Annotated in this window: 17 protein-coding genes, 2 pseudogenes and 1 CRISPR repeat array; of the genes and pseudogenes, 13 read left to right on the top strand and 6 right to left on the bottom strand. The window is 41.0% G+C overall.

Annotation, left to right across the window (positions count from 1 at the left end; translation table 11 throughout):
* Positions 1-442: pseudogene (locus PN457_RS15250) on the top strand (ATP-binding protein); the annotation flags it as partial.
* Positions 443-1378: 936 nt separating this feature from the next.
* Positions 1379-1555, top strand: a complete 177-nt coding sequence (locus PN457_RS15245) for a hypothetical protein (RefSeq protein WP_271734238.1) — start codon at positions 1379-1381, stop codon at positions 1553-1555.
* Here the strand turns inward: PN457_RS15245 and PN457_RS15240 are convergent.
* On the bottom strand, positions 1543-2322 hold the full coding sequence (locus PN457_RS15240; protein ID WP_271734237.1) for a hypothetical protein: 780 nt from the start codon (positions 2320-2322) through the stop codon (positions 1543-1545). The two genes, PN457_RS15245 and PN457_RS15240, sit on opposite strands and share 13 nt — an antisense overlap.
* Positions 2323-2605: 283 nt before the next feature.
* On the opposite strand from PN457_RS15240, the gene PN457_RS15235 reads away from it, so the two are divergent.
* On the top strand, positions 2606-3409 hold the full coding sequence (locus PN457_RS15235) for a type 1 glutamine amidotransferase (RefSeq protein ID WP_271734236.1): 804 nt from the start codon (positions 2606-2608) through the stop codon (positions 3407-3409).
* 53 nt (positions 3410-3462) lie between these two features.
* Here PN457_RS15235 and typA read toward each other — a convergent pair whose 3' ends face one another.
* The gene (gene typA, locus PN457_RS15230) at positions 3463-5253 is read right to left on the bottom strand and encodes a translational GTPase TypA (RefSeq protein ID WP_271734235.1); all 1791 of its coding nucleotides are present in this window, start codon (positions 5251-5253) and stop codon (positions 3463-3465) included.
* Positions 5254-5468: 215 nt separating this feature from the next.
* A complete protein-coding gene (locus tag PN457_RS15225; protein ID WP_271734234.1) occupies positions 5469-6038 on the bottom strand; it encodes a Uma2 family endonuclease in 570 nt (189 codons plus the stop codon).
* Positions 6039-6294: 256 nt separating this feature from the next.
* Here PN457_RS15225 and cas10 point away from each other — a divergent pair, with 256 nt between their 5' ends.
* From cas10 to PN457_RS15195, 6 genes are all read left to right on the top strand, one after another.
* Positions 6295-9234, top strand: a complete 2940-nt coding sequence (gene cas10, locus PN457_RS15220; RefSeq protein ID WP_271734232.1) for a type III-B CRISPR-associated protein Cas10/Cmr2 — start codon at positions 6295-6297, stop codon at positions 9232-9234.
* Positions 9234-10337, top strand: a complete 1104-nt coding sequence (locus PN457_RS15215) for a type III-B CRISPR module-associated Cmr3 family protein (protein ID WP_271734231.1) — start codon at positions 9234-9236, stop codon at positions 10335-10337. Before cas10 ends, PN457_RS15215 begins: the two co-directional genes overlap by 1 nt.
* 27 nt (positions 10338-10364) lie before the next feature.
* Complete coding sequence (gene cmr4, locus PN457_RS15210) at positions 10365-11150, top strand: type III-B CRISPR module RAMP protein Cmr4 (protein WP_271734230.1); 786 nt, start codon at positions 10365-10367, stop codon at positions 11148-11150.
* A gap of 143 nt (positions 11151-11293) precedes the next feature.
* On the top strand, positions 11294-11689 hold the full coding sequence (locus tag PN457_RS15205; protein WP_271734229.1) for a hypothetical protein: 396 nt from the start codon (positions 11294-11296) through the stop codon (positions 11687-11689).
* A gap of 5 nt (positions 11690-11694) precedes the next feature.
* A complete protein-coding gene (locus tag PN457_RS15200; RefSeq protein ID WP_271734228.1) occupies positions 11695-13623 on the top strand; it encodes an RAMP superfamily CRISPR-associated protein in 1929 nt (642 codons plus the stop codon).
* Complete coding sequence (locus PN457_RS15195; protein WP_271734227.1) at positions 13620-15131, top strand: hypothetical protein; 1512 nt, start codon at positions 13620-13622, stop codon at positions 15129-15131. Before PN457_RS15200 ends, PN457_RS15195 begins: the two co-directional genes overlap by 4 nt.
* A 146-nt stretch (positions 15132-15277) precedes the next feature.
* On the opposite strand, the gene PN457_RS15190 is transcribed toward PN457_RS15195, so the two are convergent.
* Entirely contained in the window at positions 15278-16465 is a 1188-nt protein-coding gene (locus PN457_RS15190) for a helix-turn-helix transcriptional regulator (RefSeq protein WP_271734226.1), read from the bottom strand.
* 427 nt (positions 16466-16892) lie between these two features.
* Here PN457_RS15190 and csx18 point away from each other — a divergent pair, with 427 nt between their 5' ends.
* From csx18 to cas2, 3 genes are all read left to right on the top strand, one after another.
* Positions 16893-17162 carry a CRISPR-associated protein Csx18 gene (gene csx18 / locus PN457_RS15185; protein ID WP_271734225.1) on the top strand — a complete coding sequence of 90 codons (270 nt, stop codon included), beginning with the start codon at positions 16893-16895 and terminating at the stop codon, positions 17160-17162.
* Positions 17163-17234: 72 nt separating this feature from the next.
* A complete protein-coding gene (gene cas1, locus PN457_RS15180) occupies positions 17235-18227 on the top strand; it encodes a CRISPR-associated endonuclease Cas1 (protein ID WP_271734224.1) in 993 nt (330 codons plus the stop codon).
* Between the two features lie 189 nt (positions 18228-18416).
* Complete coding sequence (cas2, locus tag PN457_RS15175; protein ID WP_271734223.1) at positions 18417-18698, top strand: CRISPR-associated endonuclease Cas2; 282 nt, start codon at positions 18417-18419, stop codon at positions 18696-18698.
* A gap of 93 nt (positions 18699-18791) precedes the next feature.
* On the opposite strand, the gene PN457_RS15170 is transcribed toward cas2, so the two are convergent.
* The gene (locus PN457_RS15170) at positions 18792-19097 is read right to left on the bottom strand and encodes a hypothetical protein (RefSeq protein ID WP_271734222.1); all 306 of its coding nucleotides are present in this window, start codon (positions 19095-19097) and stop codon (positions 18792-18794) included.
* A gap of 250 nt (positions 19098-19347) precedes the next feature.
* Positions 19348-20870: a CRISPR direct-repeat array (repeat unit 36 nt; unit sequence GTCCCCACTCGCTGGGGACATTATTTGAATGGAAAC).
* 196 nt (positions 20871-21066) lie between these two features.
* Here PN457_RS15170 and PN457_RS15165 point away from each other — a divergent pair.
* A complete protein-coding gene (locus PN457_RS15165) occupies positions 21067-23955 on the top strand; it encodes a class I SAM-dependent DNA methyltransferase (protein ID WP_271734221.1) in 2889 nt (962 codons plus the stop codon).
* 602 nt (positions 23956-24557) lie between these two features.
* On the opposite strand, the pseudogene PN457_RS15160 reads toward PN457_RS15165, so the two are convergent.
* Positions 24558-24772: pseudogene (locus tag PN457_RS15160) on the bottom strand (ATP-binding protein); the annotation flags it as partial.

Here is a 24772-nt window from a genome sequence, read left to right as displayed (position 1 = left end):
TCCTAGTGGTGAATTAATCCCAGAAAAATTGTTAGACTTATTCTTAGACTTTTGGCGACAACACGGGGAACCATTATTTAAAAGTACCCCTTACCCAGAAATTGCGCCTCACTTAGTATTAATGGCATTTTTACACCGGGTGGTTAATGGTGGGGGTAGCTTAGAACGGGAATACGCTATAGGATCGGGGAGGATGGATATATGTCTGCGTTATGGGGATGTGGTCTTAGGGATGGAATTAAAGGTGTGGAAACAGGGTAAACCGGACCCATTGCAGCAAGGATTAATACAGTTAGATAAATATTTATCAGGTTTAAATTTAGATACAGGATGGTTAGTAATATTTGACCGTCGCCCTGATTTACCCCCAATAAGCGATCGCACTACCACGGAAATAGTCCTGAGTCCTCAAGGTAGAAATATTACAGTTATTCGGGGGTAGGTTTGGATTTGTTGACGGTTGACTGGGAAGATGTGTGATAACAATCATTGGATTAGCCGGGGAATGAATTCCCCGGCTAATCGCGAAAGTCCACTGAAAGTGGACTCTTGGGTTGACAAATCTTTATATTCAGCCCAAACCGGGCTTAATCATTAATTCGTTTCCATTCGATTGATGTCTCTAGGGAAACGTCAATTAATCCATACAATTCTCAATGCGATCGCGTTTCTCTTCTCACTGTTCGAGTGGGAAATATCCCCGACTTCTCTAAGAAGTCGGGGATCTTGTCCTAGGTTTCCATTCAAATAATGTCCCCAGCGAGTGGGGACTAACACTAACTAGCAAATCCTATTATATCAACTAACTGTTTCCATTCAAATAATGTCCCCAGCGAGTGGGGACATAAAATAATAATCTTAACAATTCAGGCGTTGTTAAGTTTCCATTCAAATAATGTCCCCAGCCAGTGGGGACGTTATTCATCTGCATTTGTCAAGATGCAGGTGTAAGTTTCCATTCAAATAATGTCCCCAGCGAGTGGGGACCCTTGCATTTTAAACCATTACCCTGTAAGAAGTCTAGAGGCAGTTTCCGATAGCGATAGCGTGGCGTTAGCCAGGTTCAGAAAAACCGGCGGCTGAAATGAACTTTACCCCAGTCTGTCAAAGGCTGAAACCCTTATACAGCAAGCGACCGAGGGTCAAAACATTAGAATCGCTATTTCAGCTATTTTGATTGAACTTCGGTAATAGTTAACTGGTACATTAAAACAGCCCCTAGGCGATGTTAAAGGCGATGGTCTTAACCTCTGAGCCGTCAACCGTCAACATTTGTACTGTTAGAGTTACAGCGCATTTTATCTGAGTGAGGTATTGAGGGGCGGGCAGGATGCCCACCCCACAAGATTTATGATGTTAAGGTGTGTATTTTATTTACTTGAAAACTGCTGTAACACCGTGTCGGATTTATCGGACTTTAGCTATGAGACTGGGGTTTCTCACCCCTGTTCTGACTGACCCACCAACCGTCAACCGTCAACCGTCAACCGTCAACCGTCAACCGTCAACAGTTAACCGTCAACCGTCAACCGTCAACCGTCATCAGACTAAATAACTGGTATTAGGAACGATGGGAAAGAAGGCGTATTCATACCAAGCAGTCCAGATAAAACTTCTAATCCATCTGTGATATTTCTCAGCACTGATTTGATAGTTAAATTCTCCCTCAGAGATATCAATAGAAGATAGATGAGAATTACAACCGCAACCATGATGATAGGTAAAACCATATTTAGAGGCGATGCTTTGCACTTTCATTTGCACAGCAAAAACTTTACCTGCGTGTAAGACAGCATCCCAAGAGCGTTTGTGTGCGATATCCCGTTGATCAAAGCGTAAAGCTCGTTCTTCAAATATATGATCTCGGTAAATTGGCGCGAGGTGGACATGATAGAAACTAGCGGGTAGTTCGTAGCCAAACTCATCAAACAGTTCTCTACCTATGAGTGCGACTTTCACCTCATGGGCGAATTCTCTACCCTGGGATTTTACATCTGCGAGAACTTGTTTAAAATCTGGATAGCTATCAATCAAGAAATCATGACCATAAAATTCTAGGGTTTCATAACCTAGTTGACCAAATAGCTGGGAAAATGCTGATTTAAAAGGCGCTAATTCTGGACGTTCACTAAATAAGTCTACATCACCCCGCCCCAGTTTATATTGGAATAACTGAGCCATTTCTACGTAAGTCTGGGGGTGATCTAGTCCCACATTTGCAACCCCCGCGGCTATATTTTGCCATATAGGAGGTAATTGGGAGACGGGGACGGCGTTTTCTCCAGCAATGATTGGAATATTAGGAGCTGTAATAACTTGCATAAGTAATCCCGATTATAATTTGTTGGCTGGAAAATTAACAAATAAATCTTGGAGATAGCTAAAAACACTCTGACAGTATGGTGAATATATGACAAAAAAACTGTTACATAGAATACTAATTGCTGAGGTTTAATTCAACACTGGCAGATTTTAGCTATGTATAATACCTGAACGTTGTCATGGTTCCCGATGTCTGGAAGTCAAAATGTATGTGTGTTTATGGGTGGTTAATCTGAGTCAGTTAAGCCAAGTTATTAGTTATAATTGGGGTAATTGAGGTTTTATGAGTTCTACTTTAGAATTAGTTATCGGCTGGTTGTATCCTCGACTGATGAGTACCTATGGCGATCGCGGTAATGTGATTACCATCGAACGTCGCGCCCAGTGGCGGGGGTATAATGTGAGGGTGGTTCCCCTAGACCAAAATTCTACGGCTGCTGATATTCGCAGTGTAGATATTATTGTTGGTGGTGGCGCACAGGACCGCCAGCAAGAAATTGTCATGCGCGATTTACAGGGCGCAAAAGCGGAGGCTATGGGTGATAAAATTCACAATGGTACACCGGGAGTATTTACCTGTGGTTCTCCCCAACTGTTGGGTAAATATTACGAACCTGCTTTAGGGAAGCGGATTGAAGGTTTAGGAATCTTTGATTTAGTCTCTGTACATCCCGGTGAAAATACTCAACGCTGTATTGGTAATTTGGTAGTTGAAGTTACAGCTAATCGCTTAGGGCGGGAATTAGCAGAGATGACCGGAACTAAACCCTATTTAGTGGGTTTTGAGAATCATGGGGGACGGACTCGCCTAGGTGAGGTGGAAGCTTTGGGGCGTGTGGTCTATGGTTTGGGTAATAATGGTGAGGATGGGACTGAGGGCGCATTTTATCAGAATGCGATCGCCACTTATTCCCACGGTCCTTTGTTACCTAAAAATCCTTTTGTCGCTGACTGGTTGATTCAAACTGCTTTGCGGCTGAAGTATCAACAGGCGATCGCCTTGTCACCACTAGATGATAGTCTAGCCTTACAAGCGCGATCGGCAATGTTAAAGCGGTTAAACCTAAGTTTACCACATTCGGTTTAACCGTGGATAGAAGTTTCCAAACCCTCACCGGGGAGGGTTTGGGGGTGGGGTTTTTAACGTTTGGCGAATTTCTTGCTGACTTTGCGTAAACGAATTGATTCCGGTGTGACTTCCACCAATTCATCTGAACCAATGTACTCTAAAGCTCTCTCTAAACTCATTTCTATTGGTGTTTGCAATTGTACCAGTTCATCCCCACCAGCGGCGCGGTGATTGGTTAATTGCTTGGTTTTACACACATTTAACTCTAAGTCTTGGGGGCGATTATGTTCTCCAATAATCATACCCTTATAAACTTTGGTTCCGGGAGTGATAAAGAATGCGCCTCTATCTTCTGCGTTTTTCATGGCGTAGAATGTAGAAACACCTTCTTCAAATGCAATCAGAACCCCTTTGTTGCGGGCTTCAATTTCCCCGGTGAGGGGACGATAATCATGGAAACTGTGGTTCATAATCCCTTCACCACGAGTTAACCGCATGAATTCACCCCGGAAACCAATTAAACCCCGGGCGGGAATGATAAACTCTAACAGGGTGCGACCATTCCCAATCACTTGCATATCTTGCATTTCGCCTTTGCGTTGTCCTAGGCGTTCAATACAGCTACCTACTGCATCTTCGGGAACGTCCAACGCTAGGAGTTCAAAGGGTTCGCAAGGTTGACCGTTGATTTCTCGGTAAATTACCTGTGGTTGAGATACTTGGAACTCGAAACCTTCTCGGCGCATGGTTTCGATTAAAATCCCCAAATGCAATTCACCCCGACCGGAAACTTGGAACTTATCGGGGGAGTCAGTTTCTTCTACTCGTAGGGCGACGTTAGTTTCTAATTCCCGCAACAGGCGATCGCGTACCTGTCTGGATGTTACCAGTTTACCTTCTTGACCGGCAAAAGGTGAATCATTCACCCAGAAAGTCATTTGTAAAGTGGGTTCATCCACCTTAATTAAAGGTAAAGCTTGGGGTTCGTTGGGGTCGGTAATAGTCTCCCCAATATAAGCATCACCAAAACCAGATACTGCCACAATATAACCCGCGGTGGCTTCTTCCATTTCCACCCGCTTGAGTCCTTCAAACCCCATTAATTTGGTAATTTTGGACTTGACAATAGTACCATCTTCCTTTACTAAAGCCGCCTGTTGTCCAGTGCGGATAGTACCATTATGGATTCTACCAATCACAATCCGTCCCAGATATTCCGAATAATCTAGGGTGGTGACTTGCAATTGTAGAGGTTTGTTAATATCCCCTACAGGAGGTGGAACGTGTTGTAGAATGGCATTAAATAAAGGCTGCATATCTACCGCTTCCCCTTCCATGGTTTCCTTGGCGTAACCGCCCATACCGGAAGCAAATAGATAGGTAAAATCACATTGGTCTTCATCTGCTCCTAATTCTAAGAACAGATCCAAAACCTTATCTACAGCCACATGGGGGTCACCCTGGGCGCGGTCAATTTTGTTAATCACCACAATGGGGCGCAGTCCCTTTTCTAACGCTTTTTTCAATACAAAGCGTGTCTGGGGCATCGGACCCTCATTAGCATCTACAATTAACAAACAACCATCCACCATACCTAGTACCCGTTCCACTTCGCCGCCAAAGTCGGCGTGTCCGGGGGTATCCACAATGTTAATTAATGTGTCTTTGTAGCGAACAGCTGTATTTTTAGAGAGAATGGTAATACCCCGCTCCCGTTCTAGGGCGTTGGAGTCCATGACACAATCCGGAACGTCTTCACCTTCTCGGAAAATACCAGATTGTTTGAGGAGCGCATCAACCAGGGTAGTTTTGCCGTGGTCAACGTGGGCGATGATGGCGACGTTGCGAATTGGGAGCGTCATAGGAGCTTTTAGTGAACTCAAGAGGGGGTTTTCAGTTTTCAATGTCAATACGAGTCGCTCTAACAGAACTATTGTTAATTAGCAACTTCTGTAAAGAACCTTTAATAATTCTAGCTTAATTGTCACAATTCCGGGGGGTTTTCTGTAAACTTATCCAGAAATAAATATGTTCATCCCTAGGTTATCTATCAAGTGCGTCTTAATTAATACCAAATTTATTTCACTTGCAACCAACTAAATATCTGTCTTACCTGTAACCGCCAATCTTTTAACACATCAAGCACAGGTAATATATCAGTATTGTATTTGACCTCTGGTAATTGTTGAGGTTGAAATACCATGACGGATTTATCATTAGGGTCAATAAACCAACCTAACTTAGTCCCCTGCTGCATACAAAAAATAATTTTATTAATTACGTAATTTGGCGATTGGTCGGGTGATAAAATTTCAATAGTCCAATCTGGATAACTTTCAAACTTATTGGCAATTTCCCCATCTTCATCAGTGGGGATGCGTGACCATGCAAATACAGCAATGTCCGGCACTAAAGAACCTCCCCCAAAGGTGCAGCGTAATTCAGTTAGTGCTAAGGCTTGTTTTTGGGGTTCACCCACCTGATTAATATTAGTTGATAAACAAGTTTGGATTCTGCTATGTTTCCCTTGGGGCATTGGTTTTTGGTAGATGCAGCCATCAATATACTCCCTGGGCGGTTTAGTATCTGATAATTTCAGAAATTCTCCCAGGGAGATATCGCCAGTTACCTGAGTTGACAGTTCCATCAGCAATTACTCCTGTAGGCAAACCATAACCCCACCCTCAAGACTATTGAGCCTTTTTGTCTAAGATATTTTATACTATATCAAACTTTAACCAAATAAAAAAATAATATTAGTAATAATCTTTACAATACCCCAAACGGTTATTATTAAAGCTTTTCAGCCCTAGGTAAGATATTTTGGTAATATTTGCTGTTAATAGACAGATATGAACTAAATCTTTTAGGATACTGATATCGGCAACACAGATAAAATACTAATGTCAACAGAGTATTGGCGGGCGAAAATTTGGGGTTTACTCCATGACCCTGTGTTAAAAGCCTTACACAACAACAGCGGTAGGGGTGGGAACAGCTTCTATGAGCAACTAGAAGCAATGAAACCTTGGGTTGAGATTAATAGAATACCTGAAGAATCAGCTGGGAAAGTATTAAAAAATATACTTTTAGCTGACTATATCGCCTCCGCTAGTGACAGAGCAGCCATAGGTAGTGTGACAGCTACGATCAACTATGCTCCGGGGAAGAATCCTGAGAAGGGCTTAGATATTACTCATTTATTATCTGGTGCAACCCAAGAATTTAAGATTAAGGAGCATCAGACCTTAATCACATCTCCACGTAAAGACTATTTAGCAGAAAAAGAGCAACAATTATTACAACTTATACCGAAAGAACTACAAACCGCAGATATTACAGATAATATTGCCCAGATTAAGAAATTATATTGGTGGTTATGGCGTTGTTTACCCCAAGCAACCTGTGACTTATTTAATGATAGTTCATTAATGTTAATGCCGGCGGAAACCAGATTACCCGATGCTTCCATCTGGAGTCATGTAAGCATGACCTCAGCTTTAGCTGGCGCATTAGCAGGATATGACCTAACCCTAGAACAAGTCAAACAGTGGCCGAGAAATCAACCAGTATCTCATCCCTACCTAGCAGTATTTAGCTTTAGTCCGGTACAAGAACTAATCAAGGCCAGTCGCAAAATGCGGGATTTTTGGGCTGGTTCGTGGTTGTTACATTATCTTTCAGCCAAAGTTTGCTGGAAACTGGCTAATCAATATGGACCAGATAGTTTACTTTATCCCAGTCTTTACCAACAACCACTGATTGACCATTGGTTACTACAAACATATCCAGAATATCAGCAGTGGGTAACCGCACCGACAGCAGAATCATTACTAACCGCAGGTTTCCCTAATGTTATAGTTTTAGTTTTGCCTGAAGCTAAAGTTAAAGCCGCCATGCAAACAGCCCAACAAACTCTGCTCGCTGAATGGCAACATATTAGTAAATTAGTTCTAGAAGAACTACAAAACGAACGTTATTGGATGAGAAACCTAGATGCTAATCATAGCACTTGGGAAGGTTGGTTACAATCCCAATGGCAGTTTTATTGGACTGCTTTACCGATTGGGAAAGAAGGTGAGGAATTTAAGATTTCCGCTGCTGAAAATAAAGATCAAGAATTGCAAGAATGGTGTGAGGTACAAAACAAAACCTATAATTTACATCAACCGGTGACAGGTGAGGGAGTTAAATTATTTAAAGACCAAGAATTAAAATTACTGCGGGAAGCATATAAAAAACGTTGGGAAAAGCAAAAACGAGGCTTTAGTGCTAATGTTGGTTCATGGTGGGGATATATATTTGATGCTACTCGTGCAAGTTTAGCATCTGTGAAAAATGCTAGAAATTGGGAAATACCCACAGCATTTGGTCCGCGGTCTACAATTTCTGGTATTGGTCCTGTGGTCAACCCTGGTAAGGACTGGACAACAGAAGGGGATACTAAAAGATTGTGGTCAAGACAAGCTGGTTTATTTGATGGTACAGAACAGTTAAACGCGACGGAAACCCTTAAACGCGGTTTACCAAAAATTATCGGCGAATTATTAGGAGTACCTGATTTACAAGTATCCTATCCTGATTTAACTTCTGGAGTCGCGGGATATTTGAAGGTTAATCAGGGTCAGTCTGAACATGAAAACAATTTTAACCAGGCTTGTCAAGCTATAATTAGCAGGTTTACCGACACCAAAACAATGCTCCAAGATATGCGCGGTAAATGGGGTATTCCTTGGAGAGATAAGCAAAATACTCCTAAACAATATCATCCCCGTCTACTCAATTCTGGGTGGTTAGTGGAGGAGTTGGAAGATGGGAAGGAATTTAGAATTGAATATACTCAGGTATTGAATCGGATTATTAGTCAATACTATCCCCAAAATAACCCATCTAGCTGGTATGTGTTAGCCGCTGGTGATGGTGATGGGATGAGTGAATGGTTAAAAGGGGCGAAGATGAAAGCCTATAAGGAATATATTCCCTCTGGTTTGGAGGTTGATTTAGAGAATTTCCCCCAATTCCTAGAACTGAAAAAACGCATGGGACCTAGTACCCATAATGCCTTAAGTCGCGCTTTACTAGATTTTTCTAATCAACTTGTGCCTTACCTCACAGAATGTCGCTATGCTGGTAAACTGATTTATGGTGGTGGTGATGACGTTCTAGCCTATACGAATCTGTGGGAATGGGACGAATGGTTATGGGATATTCGCCAATGTTTCCAAGGTGGAAAAGACCCCAAGGGTGAATTTAGTAATGATGGTGATTATTGGCGGTATAAAGGTAATAGCCAGCAGTTAGTTGACCGTCCTCTGTTTACTATGGGGAGCGCAGCTACTATCAGCTTTGGTATTATCATCGCCCATCATTCGGTTCCCCTAGCGATCGCCTTAGAAAGTCTCTGGGAAGCAGAAAAAAAAGCTAAAAAACATTACAGTCCTGAAGGTGCAAAAAAGGATGCTGTACAGGTGCGGGTACTATACGGTAATGGTAACACCTTACAGTCAACGGCAAAGTTTGAAGTTTTTCATCAATGGCAAATATTAATCAGTGGGGAAGAAGACAGCGCCCTATTTGAACAAGCTGCGAGTTTGTGGAGTCAACACCCAGCGCCTAATTCTGAGGCTATTTTACCTTGGACGCAGGTATTTTGCGATCGCCGTGACCAGTTCCAAAATAATCAAACTGCAAAAGCCGAGTTTCAACAAAGATTAGCAGCATTTCTCAACCTTCTGTTTACAACCACTCAAATTACTCATCTTAATGATGAAGTAGAGAACTGGTTAAAACTTGCAGCATTTGTCAAACGTAACCGCCATATTAAAATAGGAGGTGGTCGTTAATGTATTGGTACAAACTCACACCTTTAGATATATTAATGTTACGGGATGCTAAACCCTTTTCACCACAAGAAAGGGCTTGGGCCGGGAGTGTATTTCCTCCTAATGGTCATGCGATCGCCGGAGCATTGCGGGGACTTTTAGGAGAGAAAAAAGAGTTTCGTTTAACAGGTCCGTTGCTCTGTCGTCAAAACCAGGGACAGAATACCTTATATTTTCCTCGTCCCCTAGGATTTGTCAAATCTATCCCCCTGGTGCCACTAGTATGGGAAAATAAATCTCACGTGCATAATGCATTGTGGGATCATAATCAACCTTGTCCTTTAGTTAAACCCGCTGATGCATCTAGAGATGATGACGAATACAATTCAGCTAAGGGTCAAGCTGATGACTTCAGACAATATCTACCTTATGAAGTTGTTAAAGATTATCTGAAAACAGGGAAGATTCAAGAAAAAGATTGGTTAGTAGAGAGTGGTAGGCATGAAGATGAACCTTGGACTATAGAAACCCGTTCTCATAATAGCCTAGAGCCGGGAACTAGACAAGTTAAAGATGCTGATGGTTATTTTGTAGAAAACGCCATTCGCCTCCGTCCTCATTGGAGTTTAGCCATCGGTGTTGATCAGGAATTACCAACACCTAATACGATGAGATTAGGAGGGGAAGGACACCGGACAATGATAGAATATTGCCCAGAATTAACACAACAATGGGTAGAACTTCAAGGAATTTCCCAGGAGAATTTCCAATCTACTCATAAATCTATTGCTTATTTAATTACCCCTGGGGTATTTGAACGTAAACACCGCATTAGAAATAACAGGTTTACATCTTTATGTCGTCCCTATCCCTGGGAATGGAAATTAATAAATAGTAACTTTGTTACCATGGCTACTGATAAACCAGTACCTATTAGTTGCCGTATTCGTGGTAAATATACTGAGAATAATAGCATTCCTGCACCTCAAGTATTTGCAGCACCGCCGGGAAGTTTGTATTTTTTGAATCAACCCCAAGGATTATTTCAGGATGATTCCCTGAAGCGTGTAAATAATTGGCGACGGTTGGGTTATTCCGAAATGCTGTGGATTGAATACAAATAGCAATCAATTAAGTTAGGTAACATCATCATGAAATCGATTTATTTATATTTACTGTCACCATTACATACAGGTGGGACAACTCAAGAAGGTAATTTACTGGGAATTGCGCGGGAGTCACATACTAATTTACCTTATATTCCTTCTAGCACCATGCGCGGTAAAATCCGTTCTCTTGCAGAGAAAAGCATTCAAGCTCAGTTATTTGGTACAGATTTAAAAGATGGTAAATTAGAACAAGGTGATATTTGGATTGGTGACGCTTCTATATTGTGGTTACCGGTACCATCTCTCAGCCATAGTGTGGTGTGGGTGAGTTGTCCTATGTTATTACAAAGATGGCAACGATTACAAGGCGGTAATTTAGGTCATTTAACTATCCCCCCAGAATATAGCTGTAATTTCGCTGCTGTTAACTCTGCTATTTACCTCAAAGATGCCATTATTAAGGCGGAAAACTTAAAAAAATGGGATAAGTGGGCAGATTTTGTCCCTAAATCATCGCCCACAAGTTCAATTAATCGCCTGTTAGTTTTACCTGATCAACATTGCGGTACATTAATTCAAATGAGTTTATGGCGACAGGTAAAAATTAAATTGGATGGAGATAAATCTGTTGTAGATGGTAGTTTTCGCTATGAGGAAGCTATCCCCCCAGATACATTGATGTATTTACCCTGGGGTATGACATCCCAAGCGAATGGAAGATCACAAAACTCCTGCTCTGAGTTTGAAACATTATTAGCTGGTAATACCATTGTGCAAATTGGTGGACAGGAAAGTTTAGGACGGGGATTTGTTCAACAATGGATGTAGAAATCAGCAATTATGAAATTAATTACAGGAATTAATTGATATAGAAATTCTAAATGATTCATGAACAATTTCTGTTCTCTGTTCGGTGTGTTCCCTGTTCCCTTTCCTCACTGATAATTTCTCAACTCAAATAGGATGACCATATGACCTTTGACCCCAGAACTCTCGCTAGTCCGATTTATGACGCTTTAAATAATTTGCGCGCTCTCCCTAATCAAGATGTTGATCGTTTGAGACAACAAAAAAGTCAAGCAGTTGAACTTTATACCTATCTTTCTACCTGGGGAATGATGCGCCTTAAGGCTGAGGAAACAGCCTTGGGTAATAATATGGAGGGTAAAAAGCAGGTGGTGAAGAAGTTTTTTCAGTGTTTAGAAGAGGTTTCAGGAGTACGAAATTTAGTCGGCGATCGCGGTTTAGATACTTTAAGAAAACTCGGTACAGATGAATATTTAGGTTTAACTGGGTTAGGTCTAGCTTTAGCACAGGAATTTAGTTTTTGGGCGACTGCTATTTATGCAGATATTAAGGGAGAATAAAAATCATGGTATTTCAAAGACCAAACCGCAATAATCCCAACAACCCTAGACCCCAAGCAGTTAATAGACCTAATTCTAATCATGGTGGGGGTGGTGGTCATGGTGGGGGTGGTGGTCATGGTGGAGGTGGTGGTCATGGTGGAGGTGGTGGTCATGGTGGAGGTGGTGGTCAACCTTCCCCTTGGTTAAACCCTGAAAATCCACCGCAACCACATAAAGAAGCTAGTTTTGTTGAGTATTTACGCTGGATGCGATCGCCTGACGGTGAAAATAAAGATATCACCAAATTGCAGATATTACAATTAGCAGAACAGGGGAACTACCGCGATCGCTTACAACAACTAACCCAGCGTACAGAATTAATCGCCCAAACTAGCTTTAAAGTGCAATGTCCTTGGCGCATTAGAGTAGGTGGACACCGCGGACCAGAAAGTATTTTATTACCTGCTTTTGATGCTTTGGGTTTACCATACATTCCTTCTAGCACTTTAAGGGGTGTAGCTAGAACCCAAGCTATTCGGGAAATTATCACCCAACAAGGAATTTCTTGGAAAGACGCAGAAAAACAAGTTGCGCCTTGGTTTGGCTCCTTAGAAACCACAAACCTCAACCAACGCTCTGGTAAAGTTGTCTTTCTCGATGCTTATCCCCTCCCTCAACCAAATGAGAATGTGTTAGCTGTGGATATGGCTAATAACATTTGGCAATGGGAAGGTAACACAACAGTATATAGTCCTAATCCTAACCCATTTTTGAGTTTAGAAAAACCTTTTTTTCTCATTGGGTTACGTTTAGCTAGCGGTTGTACAGATCAGCAAATTTTAGAAAAAGTTACACAGTGGTTAACTGCAGGTTTACAAGGGGGAATTGGTTCCCAAGTCAATAGTGGTTACGGTCAGTTAAACCGTGCTGGTAGAATTATCCCCCAAAGTGAATTTTTCCGAGTTAAGTTTATTTTAGAAGGTCAATTAATTCATGGGAGGAAAAAATTTAGCAATGTTAATCAACCCTTGAACCACAACCATAACCCAAATACAATCAATCATGCAGAAGTGAGACCGGTAGCGTTTAAATCCATGCTCCGTTATTGGTTTAGAACCTTGGCTTTAGGGGTTTTAGAACCGGGACAAGTTCAAACCTGGGAAGGTAAAATATTTGGGACCATTACCCCTAAAAAAGAATTGGGGTGGTTAATGGTGAGGGTATTAGATGGTAGAGTCACCCAAAGGGAAGCTAAAAATCAACAAGATGATCCTGGGCAACAAGAAGGTATTTTAACATTAAATTACTCCCCAGAGATACCAAAAAATCAGCAAGAAAACTTCAGGAAACTAGGGAAAAACTTGACTTGGTTAATGTTCCATTTAGGTGGTGTTGGTCAGGGAGCCAGAAGACCTTGTTATTCTCGCTACAATAATCAATATGCTCCTTGGTGGCGTGGTTCTACCCTCATACCAGAGAGTGAAAATTCATTTTGGAAATTACCAGAAACTCCTAGTAAATTTCAAAAACTCTTTAAACAGCGACTCAGAGATTTTTATCAAGCATTCCAAAGTTTAGGCGCTAATTGTAATTATCAGCAACTACAAAACTCTGGTACAGCTAACTCTTCTACTTGGCGTGAAACATTAGATATTAATGCCAGAATTGTAGTAGTTAGTGGTGACACAAGGACCAATAAACCCTATCCACTGCATATTTTACATCAACGGTTTCACCAATTAGAACATTCTGACTACACTAAGGCCAAAAACCTCTGCGGTGGCGTTATAACAGATTACCCCAATCATACTCAACGTAAAGTAGTTCCTTCCCCCATATGGATTGCAGATTTAGAGGAATATCAAGTAGTAACCGTATTTGGAGCTAATGCAGACCCCCGGAAAAAATATTTACAAACCTTAGAAAATTCTTTACAAATTTTCCCCCTATGAGTGTCAATAATTCCGAACACGTTGATACCTTAATTATTACCGTAGGTACTCGACAAATAGGCTGGCGCTGCAAAGATCATATTATTCGTTCCTTTGGTGCTGATGGTAATATTGGTTATCCCTCCCATATCACTCAACTGTATCAAGAATTGGGAATAGAACGGGGTGTACATCTAGAAAATGACAAAACCTACCCCTGTAGTGCTAAAGACCTGGGACAGCGTTATTATGAATACTGCAAGGAATGGTTAGGGGGTGATTTTAGCCCTGTGGAATTACTCCTAGATCAAAATATAATTGACCAAGGGGTGAAGCAAGGTTTAAAACATATTATCCTGTGGGGAACTGACCAACCAGAAACAGTTTCTTGGTTCCATCGTCGTCTTGATACGGTGTGGATAGCAGAGTTAATGAGGGGGAAAATTATCAGTTTATATCCTCAACTGAGAGTTGATATTCACGCGCCTAAAATTGTCGCTAATGATAATTATGCTATTCGTCAAGAATTGGAATTGTTAGTTTTAAAGGAAGCCTTAGATAGTTTTTCGCCCCATAACAAACAAGAGTTTGTTTTGTGGATACAAAATAAAGGTTGTGCACCTGCGATCGCATCTTCTGTGGAAATTTGCGCCGCTGCTCTGGTGCGTCAGTGTCAGGTATTCAATGCTAGTCCTGATGACCCTAGGGAATTTTTCACCACATCAGAAAATGGTTTAGTTAGCGCTAATCATTCCCAAAGCTTCCAACTCATCCCCATGGGAGAATATTTTTGGTCTTTGGAACGGTTACGGATTATCTCAGCTTGGGAAAGAGGGGATTTTGTGGAAGCTCAACTATGGTTGAGGATTCATCAAAACAAGTACGAACTACTATATAAATTAGCTGGTTTTTTAGCAAAGTATAGTAACTGGGAATCTCATGATCAGGATTTTTTCCGCAAGTTAAAAGAATGGTTAAATTCTCGCCATCTCAGTAAAACCGTGGATGGGGAACAGCTTCAAGCTTGGAATACACAGTTAGATATCACGCAAGGTGATGATTTAACTAAATTATGGGAGTCTACAATTATTATAGATTTATCGGTACAACGGGAGAACTACACCACAGCCTTTATTCAATTCGTGCAGATTTTGGAACGGTTACTTTACATTCAGTCAACAAGACAAAATTGGGCTAGGAGGGGTTGGAAACCCCAAAAAAGCGATGAGCCATCACTGTATGATTTAATTCAAGGTTGGTGCGACTATCAAAGATATAATCAAAATCATCAATGGTCAAAATTATTAACCGCTATTAGGAAAAAACGCAATCAGGTAATTCATCAAGGTGAATCTATCACCTTGAGAGATATTCGTCACCTGTGGAAGAAAGATAAATTGACCCCAGAGATCATTAAAAACTTAATGATGGATGTCCTCAAAAAAATTATTCCCCCCCCTAGTGTCAATCTCCTGTTAATGCGATCGCTCTATCAATGGGGACTAGACTACCTCAAAAACTCTACTTAATCAAATATTGTTTTACCTCCCCCGTTCCCCGTTCCCTGTTCCCTGTTCCCTTTCCTCATAGAATATTGTTTTACCTCCCCTGTTCCCCGTTCCCTGTTCCGGTGTTCCCTTTCCTCACTGATAATTTCTCAACTCAAATAGGATGACTATATATTACCATAGCGAGAAACTAAAGCCTGAGCCGATAAACGATGCTTTTCTACTAACTGCGGTGGAGATAAAACCTGAGCTTTATCTAAAAACCGATTTACCCACAGACTAAACTCATTTAAAGACCGGGGTGGGAGACTCACTTGATAGTCTATATAACTATAGTTACCTGTGTTCCTGTCAACCAGTCCAGGAGTAATTACTTGTTTGACATGACGTAACTCACCCTCTAAAATAAATGCTGATACTGGGGAGAAAAACCGCACCTTCACAGTAATAAATGGTAAATTTCCCTCTAATTCTAACTTTTGGTCTTCTAGTTCCCCTAAACTTAAACCCCAGCCATTTTCCAGTAGTGTCTCAGCTTTGGTTAAACTTTCTTTTTGTTTTTCTAACCCCCGCGCTGGTATTTTCAGGAGTTCACAGTAATTACTAAAACGATTCAAACGCCCAATCACTAAATGCTCACTCTCACAAGCTTCATAAAGTAAATACCAAGCCACATCATGGTAAATTAACTGTAAAGGAAAAACCCTAAAATATCCAATGCGGTTAGAACCATAAAGGTCTTTACTGCGGTAAATTTCTACAGCTTGTCCTTGAATAATTGCCGTTTCGATTAATGATAACTGATGAAATAAAGTATCCCGGTTTTCCCCCTTGTATGCCATTTCTTCCGGGTCAGTATAGATAATAGCACGATTGAGGTATTGGCGCGTGGGGTAAAAAAATTCCCCCTTCATTTCCATATCTAAACCCCGTAATCTTTTACTGACCGCTTCATAAACCCGTCTGACCTGAGCATCACCTTGATGTTCTGCTTGGGAAGCCAAAGCATTAAAAGCTATTTTTAATTCTGTAGTAGAGAGCGCACCAGTACCTAAGTAATAACCCCAGCGGTACATCCGGTCTCCTAGTATACCATAACGCCGGAGAGTTTCTAAATCTTTACGCAGGGTGGCGACAGACGGATAACCCAATGGTAATTTTATATTCAGTTCTATTGCGAGTTTTTGCAGATATACCCTCACAGCATCAATTGCATTGTGCTGTTTATTCTGACTACATCTACTAAACTCTGGACTACCTATACCTGGATACTTTAAAAACGTAGCAATTAATACCATTAACCGGGTAAAGGCCAGATTATCTATATAGGGATGATTTCTTTGCTGCTTTGCCATAGTTAAAATAAATACAGGGAACAGGGAACAGGGAACAGGGGAGGTAAAAGAATATTTGATGCATTAATGATAAGTTTTGAAACATCCTCTAAGTAGAGTTAGGGAACGGGGAACGGGTAACAGGGAACAGGGGAGGTAAAAGAATATTTATTGATAGAGCGATCGCATTAACGGGAGATTGACACTAGGGGGGGGAGTAGTTTGTTTGAGGACATCCATCATTAAATTTTTTCTGTAACTAAATTACACTGCCTTAATCTGAGTATAAAAACAAAATATTCAGAAGTTTCTTAAACATTGACTGTAAGTATTGTCAATGCTGATTTCTAGCAGATATACATAATATTCTAATTTAGCATCTTTTTGTCGTATTTCTCCCTTTTTCAGACTATCGTAGTCAATATCATCCATTCGGTCGATGAAAATTATGTATATTTCTCGGCGTTCTGCTACGGTGAAAAATGTTTCCGTGTCTGTTGTGAATGGGAGTATTACTTTAGTGATTTTGCTGATTGCACCCCTGGGTTTAGCAGCAGTAATGATAAATACTTTACTGGTAACCCTCTCTACTTATATAGTTTGTACTGGGGCGGATAGGGTGGTTTTGTGGTTACAACCAGAACAAAAAGCAGAATTAATGTTTTCTGAGCATTCTCAACATGGTTCTAGGGGTGAGTCTAAGTTAAAACGTTTCTGAGTCTAATCAAGTACACACCAATTTGTCACCTTTTCCCTATTCCCACCACAAAAAAATCAACTGTCACAGCTGATGCAAACTCTTTATGTTTCAGAGCAAAATTGCTATGTTTGCTTACAACAAGAAAGTTTAATTGTCAAGCAGGGCGAAACCTCCTATGGGGAAGTACAGTTACCTCTCTTAGAACAAATTTTGATTTTTGGTTATTCTCAGGTGACAACTCAAGCTATTCGAGCTTGTTTATCGCGAGATATCCCCATTGGTTATTTATCCCGCATGGGATATTGCTATGGCAGAATTTTACCTATTTCCCGGGGATATCGCCAGCTGTCACGTTATCAACAGCAGTTATCCCCTGTAGACAAGTTAATTACCGCTAGGGCGATTATCCAGGGAAAGTTAAAAAATAGCCGTGTATTGTTGCGACGACACAAAAAAACAAAAGAGTCGGAGGTGTTGGAAACAGTATTACAAAGTTTAGACTATCTAGCCCAGGAGGCGGTAAAGGCTGATACATGGGAAAAGTTAATGGGTTTAGAGGGTGCTGGTGCTGCACAATACTTTACCGCATTTAGTGACTGCTTGACTCATCCTGATTTTATTTTCTCCGGTCGTAGTCGTCGTCCACCGGGAAACCCCGTCAACGCCATGTTGAGTTTTGGTTATCAGGTATTGTGGAATCACTTGTTAGCGTTAATTGAAATTCAAGGACTTGACCCCTATTATGGGTGTTTACATCAAGGACATGATGGTCATGCGGCTTTGGCTTCCGATTTAATTGAAGAATTTCGCGCCCCTTTGGTAGATTCTCTGGTGCTGTGGTTAATTAATCGCCATATTGTTGATGCTGGAGATGATTTTGAGTTTAAAAATGGAGGCTGTTATTTAAATAATTCCGGGAGAAAGAAGTTTTTACGCGCTTTTGTTCAGCGTATGACCGCGGAAATTCAAACCGATGAGGGAATTAAACAACCTAAGTGGGACTTATTAACTCAGCAGGTGCGAGCTTTTAAGCAGTTTGTTTATAACCCCAGTCACTGTTATCAACCATATCGTATCGATTAGAGGATGTTTGTCAAGTCATGATTAGTGGACCAAATATTGTTTGACCCCACCCTAACCCTCCCCTTGTAAGGGGAGGGGACTGGATTTAATCAATTAAATGGGGTAAAGATGTCATGAAAATTACGGCTGAAAACTTATCAAACAACCTCTTAGAGGTGTTTTTGATATTTACCCCATTCCCTCTTAACTATGTTTTTGTATGTCATTGCTTACGACATCCCGGAGGATAAACGGCGGAAAAAAGTAGCTGATTTGTTGGAGGGTTATGGACAGCGTGTACAGTATTCTGTATTTGAATGTCAGTTAAATACCCAGAAATACCAAGACTTACAGCGGAGGTTAAGGAAAATTATCAAGTTAGAGGAGGATAATATCAGGTTTTATCCCCTGTCTCGACATACGTTATCTCAAGTAGAAACTTGGGGTGTGGGTATACCGGTGATTAAACCCCCCAGTTCCGTGATTATTTGATTTTACCAATGGCTCCCCCATAGCGGTAGTTCAGGTAAAATCGCTGAAACGTTGATTATGGCGTTTTGACATCCTCAATCTGACGAGTGCCGATTAACCTCGGTCGCTTGCTGTATAAACTGTTGACGGTTGACGGTGGTCGGTGAGCGGAGTCGATAGCGATAGCGTGGCGTTAGCCATACCGTTGACGGTTGACTGTTGACGGTGGTCGGTGAGCGGAGTCGATAGCGATAGCGTGGCGTTAGCCATACCGTTGACGGTTGACGGTGGTCGGTGAGCGGAGTCGAACCGTTGACTGTTGACGGTGGTCGGTGAGCGGAGTCGAACCGTTGACTGTTGACGGTGGTCGGTGAGCGGAGTCGAACCGTTGACGGTTGACGGGTCAGAGGTTAAGACCATCGCCTTTAACATTGCCTAAGTGCTGTTTTAATGCACCAGTTAACTATTACCGAAGTTCAATCAAAATAGCTGAAATAGTGATTCTAATGTTCTGAACCTCGGTTCCTTGCTGTATAAGGGTTTCAGCCTTTGACAACCTGGGGTAAAGTCCATTTCAGCCATCGCTTTTTCTGAACCTGGCTAACGCCACGCTATCGCTATCGGAAACTGCCTCTAGACTTCTTACAGGGTAATGGTTTAGAATGCAGGGGTCCCCACTCGCTGGGGACATTATTTGAATGGAAACGTTATGCGTATCATAAACGAAGTGAGTGAAGTCTAAAGTCCCCACTCGCTGGGGACATTATTTGAATGGAAACCGCAGGGGGAGCGAATCATCCTTATCGTATAAAGAACACGTCCCCACTCGCTGGGGACATTATTTGAATGGAAACCTACATCGTCTCGACGGGCGAAAATGTACACTGCCTCCTTAGTCCCCACTCGCTGGGGACATTATTTGAATGGAAACTGCACTGTGCAGACATGCGTCCGTTTGTTAGCGCTTTGATGAGTCCCCACTCGCTGGGGACATTATTTGAATGGAAACGCGTTGTTAGTCTCTATACAGTTGATAAAAACTTTTGGAGTCCCCACTCGCTGGGGACATTATTTGAATGGAAACAGAAAGTATCGATTGTCGGGGTCGTCATTAACTACAGTGTCCCCACTCGCTGGGGACATTATTTGAATGGAAACCTTCTAGATATCCACAATCAAACTGCATATCGTCGTCGGTCCCCACTCGCTGGGGACATTATTTGAATGGAAACTCTGAAACAATTGATACTACAGGTGGGAGCCCCAGCTCGTCCCCACTCGCTGGGGACATTATTTGAATGGAAACTTTAACCTCTTTTTCCCAAAGGGGGAGGTTTTTTGCGTCCCCACTCGCTGGGGACATTATTTGAATGGAAACTAATACAGGTGATTGTTCCTATGAACTGTTCTCTAAATTGTCCCCACTCGCTGGGGACATTATTTGAATGGAAACTGGATACTTGCAAGGTATTGATTGTGTGCATCAGGTCCCCACTCGCTGGGGACATTATTTGAATGGAAACTTTCCGTTCCATTGCCTTTATGACAATGGAAGAAAGTCCCCACTCGCTGGGGACATTATTTGAATGGAAACTATTCTCTCGTGTAAGATCCAGATGGACTTTACAGTGAGGTCCCCACTCGCTGGGGACATTATTTGAATGGAAACCATAACCATCGGCCACTAGGTAAGCACCGCATCTGGTCCCCACTCGCTGGGGACATTATTTGAATGGAAACGGCTGAAAGGTAGCACCCATATTCCCAGTTGGTTATTAGTCCCCACTCGCTGGGGACATTATTTGAATGGAAACTGCCCAAAGACCCTAGGGTCTGTACGTTAGCCACAGGAGCCGTCCCCACTCGCTGGGGACATTATTTGAATGGAAACTGTGAGGTATACCTTTTCCTCATCATCGCACGGTATATTGTCCCCACTCGCTGGGGACATTATTTGAATGGAAACCGGCTGCCAGTTCATACCGGTAGTGTCGGGGCTTGTACGTCCCCACTCGCTGGGGACATTATTTGAATGGAAACATAATAGCGTTAACGAGATAATTCTGGGCTGCTTTTGTCCCCACTCGCTGGGGACATTATTTGAATGGAAACTCTCAGAAGAGGTATCACTTGCCGATGCAATAGGCAGTGTTAGAAGTCCCCACTCGCTGGGGACATTATTTGAATGAATACGGTTAACGGTTGACTGTTGACTGTTAACGGTTGACACAAGATACCCAAGTCGGGGATATTTCCCACTCGAACAGTGAGAAGAGAAACGCGATCGCATTATTTGGAAGGCTAAAAATGGTCAAGTCCCCACTCCCTGGGGACATCAATAATGATTGTGTATAATATATTATTGTAACTTTTTATTGTATATAGTCAAATGGAAGATACACGCAATAAAATTATAAATTTTGTCGAATATGCTACTAATTTGAAAGGAGATGAAAAAGGGGAAGCACAAGTTTTTTGCGATCGCCTTTTTCAAGCATTTAATCACGAAGGCTATAAAGAAGCAGGAGCAGAACTAGAATATAGGGTAAAAGTTAAAGGCAAATCTACCAAATTTGCTGATTTACTATGGCGACCTCGGTTACTACTAGAAATGAAAAAACGAGGTGAAAAACTAGAAAAGCACCACGGACAAGTATTTGACTATTGGTTAGAATTAGTTCCCTATCGTCCAAAGTATGTAATTCTATGCAACTTTGATGAATTTTGGATTTATGACTTTGATATACAACTCCAAGAACCAGTAGATAAAGTAACATTGCAAGATTTACCAAATAGGTATACTGTATTAAACTTCCTGTTTCCTGAAAATCGTAAACCATTATTTAATAACAATTTAGTTGATGTTACAAGGCAAGCAGCAGATAAAGTTGCCCAAGTTTTTAATCGGTTAGTTGAAAGAGGAGAAAAAGAAGAAATTGCCCAAAAATTTATTCTTCAGTGTGTAGTTTCCTTATTCGCAGAAGATATTGATTTATTACCCAGAGGATTATTTAGTGAATTTTTAGATGATTGTCGTTCTAATCGAATTAGTTCCTACGATTTAATTGGTGGACTTTTTAATCAGATGGGAAGTGATCGCCCTGCGCCTCAAGATAGCCGTTATCGAGACGTTCCTTATTTTAATGCTAATTTATTCTCTAAAGTCGAACCAATTTCACTAACTAGAAGCGAAATTGATTTGTTAGCATCAGCAGCATCAGAAAAATGGTCAAAAGTAGAACCTGCTATTTTTGGGACATTATTTGAATCTAGCATGGGTAAAGAAGAGCGTCATGCTTTAGGCGCACATTACACCAGCCCCGCAGACATTCAAAAAGTAATTTTACCGACCATTGTCAGACCTTGGCAACAACGCATTGATGCTGTTAATAAACTCAACGAATTACTAGCACTCAGACAAGAATTAATTAATTTTACGGTTCTTGATCCTGCCTGTGGAAGTGGTAATTTTCTTTATGTTGCTTACAGAGAAATTAAGAGACTAGAGGCAAATTTATTAAACAAGATTCATGAAAATTTTAGTCTGCGTTCTACATCTAATCTAGGCACAATTTCCTTAGTAAAAACAACACAATTTTATGGATTAGATATTAAACCATTTGCCGTAGAACTAGCAAAAGTTACACTCATGATTGCTAAAAAATTAGCACTAGATGAAGAAAATCAGTTACTTCAGGTAGCACAAATGAGTTTACCTCTAGAACTAGATCGCGCCCTTCCTCTTGATAATTTAAATCAGAATATTTACTGTGATGATGCTTTATTTTGTGACTGGGTGAAAGCAGATGCAATTATTGGCAATCCCCCTTATCAATCAAAAAATAAAATGCAGCAGGAATATGGAGCAACCTATGTCAGTCAAGTAAGAGAAAAATATAAAGAAGTACCTGGAAGAGCAGATTATTGTGTTTACTGGTTTCGTCGGACTCATGATGCTTTAAAAGATGGTGGACGTGCTGGACTGGTTGGTACAAATACCGTTCGTCAAAACTACTCCCGTGAAGGAGGGTTAGATTATATAGTCAATAACGGTGGAACAATTACCGAAGCAGTTTCTACTCAAGTTTGGTCTGGTAGCGCAGTTGTTCATGTTTCTATTGTTAATTGGATCAAAGGTGAAGAATTAGGTGTAAAGAAATTATATACCCAACTTGGAGATGCTAAAGATAGCCCCTGGGAAATTGTAGAAGTTGAGCAAATTAACTCTTCTTTATCGGTAAAACTTGATGTTAGTCAAGCCAAAAAACTGGCAATTAATATAAACTCAGGAGCTTGTTATCAAGGACAAACTCATGGACATGAAGGATTTTTATTAACTGCTCAAGAAGCTGCTATCATGATCCGACAATCGAATAATAATGCAGAAGTAATATTTCCTTACTTAATTGCTGATGAATTAATTGGTGGAAAACCTCCTATCCCTCAAAGATATGTCATAGACTTTCATCCTCATGATCTGATCACTTCTAAGAAATATTCTGCACTCTTTACAAGAGTTGAAGCAATGGTACTACCAACCCGCAAAAATGCTGCTAAAAAAGAACAAAAGCGGAATGATGAACTATTACAAAAAAGTCCCAAATCTAAAGTCAATAGACATCATCAAAATTTTCTCAGCAAATGGTGGCTACTTTCCTATCCTCGTGCAGAACTAATTGAAAAAATTAAAAATCTTCCAAGATTTATTTGTTGTGGACGAGTCACTAAACGTCCAATTTTTGAATTTATTAGTTCTTCAATACGTCCTAATGACGCACTTCAAGTTTTCTCTTTATCAGATGACTATTCCTTTGGAATTTTACAATCTGATATTCATTGGCAATGGTTCACTACTCGTTGTTCAACTCTCACGGCAAGGTTTAGATATACTTCTGATACTGTTTTTGATTCCTTCCCCTTTCCCCAATCTCCCACACTGGCGCAGGTTAAAAAAGTAGCATTAGCAGCAGTTAAATTACGACAGCTAAGACAAAAAATTATGACAGACAATCAATGGAGTTTACGCGAACTTTATCGAACTCTAGAATTACCAGGAAAAAACCGTCTCCGCACAGCACATGAAGAACTCGATAGAGCAGTACGCGAGGCTTATGGCATGAAACAGAAAGAAGATCCATTACAGTTTTTACTAGAGTTAAATTTTGCAGTTGCAGACAGAGAAGTAAAAAATTTACCTGTAATAGCTCCTGGTTTACCTCCATGTGTAACTAATCCTAGTGAGTTTATTACAGACGATTGTGTAAGAATGCCAGATTAAAATCTAACATAAACTTTTACAAGCCATTGTCTACTCACGCTCTAATTCCTCGGCTAATTCTTCGGAAGTCACTTGAAAAGGTGAAACATGATGAAGAATGGAAATCTCTATAAAGTTTTCTTCACTTCAACCTAATGTCTATAAGTTTCGGCTCTACCGTACTTGTTATGCTAATTTAACAACTGGTTCGAGGGAACAGGGAACAGGGAACAGGGAACAGGGAACAGGGATTAGGGATTAGGGAACAGGGATTAGAGAACACACAGGAAGAAACAAAATCAAGTCCCATTCCCTTGTGAAGGGAATGGGGAGGGTGGGGGTAAAACAATATTTGATACACTAATCATACCTTTGAAAACATCCTCTAAGTTTCTTTGTCTGTTAATTTGCAAAAACTCTCTTTTAGGTTTTAATAATTAAGGAGATTACCATGAAAAAGCTGCATAAATTACTGATGACCACCACCGTCATAGTTTCTATATTTGGAAGGCTAAAAATGGTCAATTCCCCACTCCCTGGGGACATCAATCGAATGAATACGGTTGACTGTTGACGGTTGACGGTTCGACTCCGCTCACCGACCACCGTCAACAAATCCAAACCTACCCCCGAATAACTGTAATATTTCTCCCTTGAGGACTCAGGACTATTTCCGTGGTAGTGCGATCGCTTATTGGTGCTAAATCAGGGCGACGGTCAAATATTACTAACCATCCTGTATCTAAATTTAAACCTGATAAATACTTATCTAATTGTACCAATCCTTGCTGCAATGGGTCGGGTTTACCCTGCTTCCATACCTTTAATTCCATCCCTA

The organism is Anabaenopsis arnoldii, from assembly GCF_028331025.1.
GTDB lineage: Bacteria > Cyanobacteriota > Cyanobacteriia > Cyanobacteriales > Nostocaceae > Anabaenopsis > Anabaenopsis arnoldii.
Note: the sequence above shows the minus strand (reverse complement) of the source record. Positions and strands in the feature narration are given on the sequence as shown.

What these genes read in the sequence shown, in the direction of transcription:
- PN457_RS15240 (WP_271734237.1), bottom strand. Translation starts at nt 2,322, where the DNA reads ATGCAAGTTATTACAGCTCCTAATATTCCAATCATTGCTGGAGAAAAC.
- PN457_RS15235 (WP_271734236.1), top strand. Translation starts at nt 2,606, where the DNA reads ATGAGTTCTACTTTAGAATTAGTTATCGGCTGGTTGTATCCTCGACTG.
- typA (WP_271734235.1), bottom strand. Translation starts at nt 5,253, where the DNA reads ATGACGCTCCCAATTCGCAACGTCGCCATCATCGCCCACGTTGACCAC.
- PN457_RS15225 (WP_271734234.1), bottom strand. Translation starts at nt 6,038, where the DNA reads ATGGAACTGTCAACTCAGGTAACTGGCGATATCTCCCTGGGAGAATTT.
- cas10 (WP_271734232.1), top strand. Translation starts at nt 6,295, where the DNA reads ATGTCAACAGAGTATTGGCGGGCGAAAATTTGGGGTTTACTCCATGAC.
- PN457_RS15215 (WP_271734231.1), top strand. Translation starts at nt 9,234, where the DNA reads ATGTATTGGTACAAACTCACACCTTTAGATATATTAATGTTACGGGAT.
- cmr4 (WP_271734230.1), top strand. Translation starts at nt 10,365, where the DNA reads ATGAAATCGATTTATTTATATTTACTGTCACCATTACATACAGGTGGG.
- PN457_RS15205 (WP_271734229.1), top strand. Translation starts at nt 11,294, where the DNA reads ATGACCTTTGACCCCAGAACTCTCGCTAGTCCGATTTATGACGCTTTA.
- PN457_RS15200 (WP_271734228.1), top strand. Translation starts at nt 11,695, where the DNA reads ATGGTATTTCAAAGACCAAACCGCAATAATCCCAACAACCCTAGACCC.
- PN457_RS15195 (WP_271734227.1), top strand. Translation starts at nt 13,620, where the DNA reads ATGAGTGTCAATAATTCCGAACACGTTGATACCTTAATTATTACCGTA.
- PN457_RS15190 (WP_271734226.1), bottom strand. Translation starts at nt 16,465, where the DNA reads ATGGCAAAGCAGCAAAGAAATCATCCCTATATAGATAATCTGGCCTTT.
- csx18 (WP_271734225.1), top strand. Translation starts at nt 16,893, where the DNA reads ATGTATATTTCTCGGCGTTCTGCTACGGTGAAAAATGTTTCCGTGTCT.
- cas1 (WP_271734224.1), top strand. Translation starts at nt 17,235, where the DNA reads ATGCAAACTCTTTATGTTTCAGAGCAAAATTGCTATGTTTGCTTACAA.
- cas2 (WP_271734223.1), top strand. Translation starts at nt 18,417, where the DNA reads ATGTTTTTGTATGTCATTGCTTACGACATCCCGGAGGATAAACGGCGG.
- PN457_RS15170 (WP_271734222.1), bottom strand. Translation starts at nt 19,097, where the DNA reads ATGGTCTTAACCTCTGACCCGTCAACCGTCAACGGTTCGACTCCGCTC.
- PN457_RS15165 (WP_271734221.1), top strand. Translation starts at nt 21,067, where the DNA reads ATGGAAGATACACGCAATAAAATTATAAATTTTGTCGAATATGCTACT.